The organism is Frankia sp. CcMO1 (assembly GCF_977945845.1).
Map to the genome: position 1 here is coordinate 1 of NZ_CDWTMG010000022.1, position 4550 is coordinate 4550.

General features: G+C 68.0%; 5 protein-coding genes. 1 reads left to right on the top strand and 4 read right to left on the bottom strand.

All coding sequences use genetic code 11. The annotated features are described in order from the left end of the window. Nucleotides 1–894 (top strand): ribonuclease Y (gene rny / locus AC08OU_RS05095; protein ID WP_476604424.1); only part of this gene is annotated, 894 nt, incomplete at its 5' end. Here rny and AC08OU_RS05100 read toward each other — a convergent pair. The 4 genes from AC08OU_RS05100 to AC08OU_RS05115 all read right to left on the bottom strand — a co-directional run bounded on the left by AC08OU_RS05100 (nt 840) and on the right by AC08OU_RS05115 (nt 4335). Further along, nucleotides 840–1721, bottom strand: coding sequence for an amino acid ABC transporter permease (locus tag AC08OU_RS05100; protein ID WP_476599760.1), 882 nt, complete (start codon nt 1719–1721; stop codon nt 840–842). The genes rny and AC08OU_RS05100 overlap by 55 nt on opposite strands. Then, a complete protein-coding gene (locus tag AC08OU_RS05105) occupies nt 1718–2338 on the bottom strand; it encodes an amino acid ABC transporter permease (RefSeq protein WP_476593989.1) in 621 nt (206 codons plus the stop codon). Before AC08OU_RS05105 ends, AC08OU_RS05100 begins: the two co-directional genes overlap by 4 nt. A gap of 114 nt (nt 2339–2452) precedes the next feature. Then, a complete protein-coding gene (locus AC08OU_RS05110) occupies nt 2453–3412 on the bottom strand; it encodes a glutamate ABC transporter substrate-binding protein (protein WP_476599762.1) in 960 nt (319 codons plus the stop codon). A gap of 188 nt (nt 3413–3600) precedes the next feature. Continuing rightward, nucleotides 3601–4335 carry an amino acid ABC transporter ATP-binding protein gene (locus tag AC08OU_RS05115; protein ID WP_476599764.1) on the bottom strand — a complete coding sequence of 245 codons (735 nt, stop codon included), beginning with the start codon at nt 4333–4335 and terminating at the stop codon, nt 3601–3603. Nucleotides 4336–4550 lie beyond the last annotated feature (215 nt).

A 4550-nucleotide genomic window follows, 5' to 3' on the forward strand; every position in this document is an offset into this window, starting at 1 on the left:
GCCATCATCGGGCGGGAGGGACGCAACATCCGGGCTTTCGAGTCCGTCACCGGGGTCAACGTGCTCATCGACGACACGCCCGAGGCGGTGCTGCTGAGCTGCTTCGATCCGGTGCGTCGCGAGGTCGGTCGCATCACGCTGGCGGCTCTGGTGTCCGACGGCCGGATCCATCCGCACCGCATCGAGGAGGAGCACGCCCGCGCCCAGCTCGAGGTGACCGAGCGGTGCGTGCGGGCGGGCGAGGACGCCCTGCTCGAGACCGGCATTTCCGAGATGCACCCCGAGCTGGTCAATCTGCTGGGCCAGTTGCGTTACCGAACCAGCTACGGCCAGAACGTGCTCGCGCACCTGATCGAAAGCGCCCACCTCGCCGGAATCATGGCCGCCGAGCTGCGCATGCCGCTTCCACTTGCGAAACGAGCGGCTCTGCTGCACGACCTCGGCAAGGCTCTTACCCACGAGATCGAGGGCTCTCATGCGTTGATCGGGGCGGAGGTGGCCCGTCGCTACGGTGAGGACGAGGAGGTCGTGCACGCGATCGAGGCCCATCACAACGAGGTCGCACCCCGCTCGATCTGCGCGGTGCTGACCCAGGCCGCTGACCAGATCTCCGGTGGCCGGCCTGGCGCCTGCCGCGACAGCCTGGAGTCGTATGTGAAACGGCTCGAGCGCATCGAGCAGATCGCCGGTGACCGTCCGGGTGTCGACAAGGTGTTCGCCATGCAGGCCGGCCGGGAGGTGCGTGTCATGGTCGTGCCCGAGGAGGTCGACGATCTCGCCGCCCATCTGCTCGCCCGGGACGTCGCCAGGCAGATCGAGGAGGAGCTCACCTATCCGGGTCAGATCCGGGTGACCGTCGTGCGCGAGACCCGTGCGGTGGGCACCGCCCGCTGAGCCGGGATGCGGCCGCCGAGGCGGCGGTCCTGGCGACGGTCCAGCCATCGGGCCAACAGCGACAGCAGCCCGTTGGTGACGATGTACATCACCGCCATGACGGTGTAGATGGGCAGGGCGTACCTGCTGCCCAGGTACTCGACCGCACTGCGTCCCGATCGCAGCAGCTCGCTGTAGGCGATGACGTAGCCCAGTGAGGTGTCCTTGAGCAACGTCACCAGCTGGCTCACCAGCGTCGGGCTCATCCGCCGGACCGCCTGGGGAAACTGGATGAGGCGGAAGATCTGGACCGGCCGCAGCCCGACCGCCGCCGCGGCCTCCGTCTGCCCCCGGTCGACCGACTGGATCCCGGCGCGGAAGATCTCGCTGAGCACCGCCCCGTTGTAGGCGGTCAGCCCGATGACCAGGGCCCAGAACGCCGAGAGCCGCCAGCCGAGCGCCGGCAGACCGAGGTAGGCGAACAGGATGAGCATCAGGACAGGCAGGCTGCGGAACAGCTCCACCAGCAGCGTGGCCGGGATGCGCACCGCCCGGCGCTGGGACAGCCGGGCCAGGGCGAGCAGGGTCCCCACCGCCGAGGCGAACAGCATCGCGGTCAGCGCGGCGCGCAACGTGTCGAGCAGCCCGTTCCACAGCAGGGTGCGCAGCGCCGGTTGATCGACGAAGACACTCCAGCGATTGCCGTCGAGCTGGCCGGAGTCGGCGAGGCGGAGCACCGCCAGCGTGACCAGCCCGACGAGGACAGCGGCGGCCACCACACGCGCGATCAGGATGCGACGCCGACCACGCGGACCCGGTGGATCGGCCAGGATGATCTCGGTGCTCATCGCGCCCTCGCCACCCGTCGTTCGGCCAGGGACAGCCCGGCTGCCAGCACCGCGGTGAGGATCAGGTATGCCACCACACCGCCGAGCAGCACGACGATCACCGCATCCGGATTGACGGTCGTGAGCCGTTGGACCATGCCGGTCAGCTCCTCGACGCCGAACGCCGCGGCGATCGAGGTGTTGCGGATCAGCGCGCTCACCACGCTGCCCAGCGGTTGCAGCACGTTGCGGAATGCCTGCGGAAGGATGATCATTCGCAGCGTCTGGGAGAAGGTCAGGCCCAACGCACGAGCCGCTTCGGCCTGACCGAGGTCAACCCCATTGATCCCGGAACGCACCGCCTCGCAGACCAGCGCGGCGTGATAAATCGAGAGCGCGACCACCGCGAACGTGAAATATGAGAAGACGATGTCCAGCTGCGGCAGGACGAACACCACGAAGAAGAACACGACGGTCAGCGGGGTGTTGCGGACCGTCTGCACGTAGGCGGTGCCGGTCCAGCGCAGCGGGGGCACGGGGGAGACCCGCATCGCTGCGAGGACGGTACCGAGGATCAGCGCCGCCACGGACGCGAACAGGCTTAGCCCGACCGTCCGGCGGAAGCCCTCGGCGAAGATGCCGAGGTTATCGATGACGGCGTCGATCGCTGTCCTCCCTCAGGCGGTGGCGGGTGGACGACCGGTCGGCCCGGGTGAGGCCGACCGGTCGTGCCCCGAGCGATGATTGGCGGATCAGGACGTGTATCGGTCGGCAGCCGGGGGAGTGGGCACGGTCGGCTCCACCTTGCCGAGGGTCGAGGTGTACGCCTTCTCCCAGCGCCCGTCCTTGTAAGCGGCCTCGAGCGTGTCGTTGATGAAGTTCCGGAACGCGTCGTCACCCTTCTTGAGGCCGATGCCGTAGGGCTCCTTCGTGAAGGTGTCACCCACCACCTTGAAGGCGTCGGGGTCCTTGTCGACGAGACCCAGCAGGATGCCCTTGTCCGTGGTGACCGCGTCGACCTGACCGTTCTTCAACGCGTCGGCGCACTTGCTGTACACATCGAACAGCACGAGCTGGGCGGTGGGCGCCACCCGGCGGATGTTCTCGGCCGGCGTGGATCCGCTGACCGAGCACACCTTCTTGCCGGCAAGGGTGTCCTTGCCGGTGATGTCGGTGTTGTTCTTCGCGACCATGATGGACTGGCCGGAGACGTAGTACGGCCCCGCGAAGTCGACGACCTTCTTCCGTTTGTCGTTGATTGTGTAGGTGGCCACCACGAGGTCGACCCGACCCTGCTGGATGAAGGGTTCACGGTTGGCCGACACGGTCTCCACGTAGGAGACCTTGTCGCGTGGGATGCCCAGGGCATCCGTGACGATCTTCGAGATCTCGACGTCGAAGCCCTCGGGCTGGCCGCTGAGGTTCTTCAGCCCGAACAGGTTCTGGTCGAACTTCGTCCCGATGATGATCTTTCCAGCGTCGTGCAGCCGGGCCATGGTGGTGCCGGCGGTGAAGGTCACCGAGGCGGTGGGTGCCGAGGCGTCGTCGCCGCCGCTCCCACAGGCACTCAGCCCGAGGGCGGCGAGCAGCGTCACGCCGGCGAGGAGCGCGCTGCCGCGCCTGTGGCGGCTGCGTCCGCGTGACAACCCGCCTGAGCTCCCGTTGAGATGCCCGGCGGCGGGGCGCCGCGTCCGGCTGAACGATGTACGCATGACCGATCCTCTCGCAGTGGTCCGGACCGCGGGTCCGGAGCAGGTGATCTGGCGTCGGGTGGTGTGTGTCCCCCTGAGGAACTGCGTCCCTCCGGTGGTACGTGCCTCTGGTGTGCCTCCGGGTGCCGGCGGCGCGGCGGGCGGCGGGTGCGACCGGGTCGGGCCCGGTTGGGCCGGGTCGGTGGAGGTCAGTGCTGCAGGACCCGGGCCAGGAAGTCCCGGGCGCGTTCGGTCCGCGGCGCGGCGAAGAAACTCTCCGGCGGGGCGATCTCGAGAATGCGGCCGTCCGCCATGAAGGCCACCCGGTCCGCGGCGGAACGCGCGAATCCCATTTCGTGGGTGACGACGATCATGGTCATGCCGCTGGTGGCCAGCGACCTCATCACGTCCAGCACCTCGGAGATCATCTCTGGGTCGAGCGCCGAGGTCGGTTCGTCGAAGAGCATGAGCACGGGATCCATCGCCAGCGCCCTGGCGATGGCGGCGCGCTGCTGCTGGCCGCCGGAGAGCTGGCGGGGCAACCGGTCCGCCTTGTCGGCGATCCCCACGCGTTCCAGTAGTTCCTGGGCCCGGGCGCGGGCCTGCAGGCGGTTGTGCCCCAGGACCTTGACCGGTCCCAGGGTGACGTTCTCGAGCACCGTCTTGTGCGCGAAGAGGTTGAACGATTGGAATACCATTCCGACCCGTGACCGCATCCGGGCGAGCTCATGGCTCTCCGTGGGCAGGGGACGGCCCTCGAAGAGGATCCGGCCCTCGTCGATCGTTTCCAATTGGTTGATGCAGCGGCACAGGGTCGACTTCCCCGACCCCGAGGGCCCGATGATGATGACGACCTCGCCCGCCTCGACGGACAGGTCGACGTCGGCTAGGACCCGGTTGTCGCCGAACGACTTCCCGACGCCTTCCAGGGTCACCAAAGGCATGTCGACCTCCCGGCACAATGACGGTGTGGTGTTGGGCCGAGCGTCCCGGCGGCCTCATGATGGAACGGCCAGGCGCGCGGATCGGTCGTGGGGCCGACAGCTGGGGCGGTCGTCTCGCGCGGATTTCGGCGCACTGGCGGGAACATTCGAGAATAGTATCCCTGCAGCTATGGAGTCGAAATGAAATAACTTGCGCGTTTCGAACCCTCCACGGG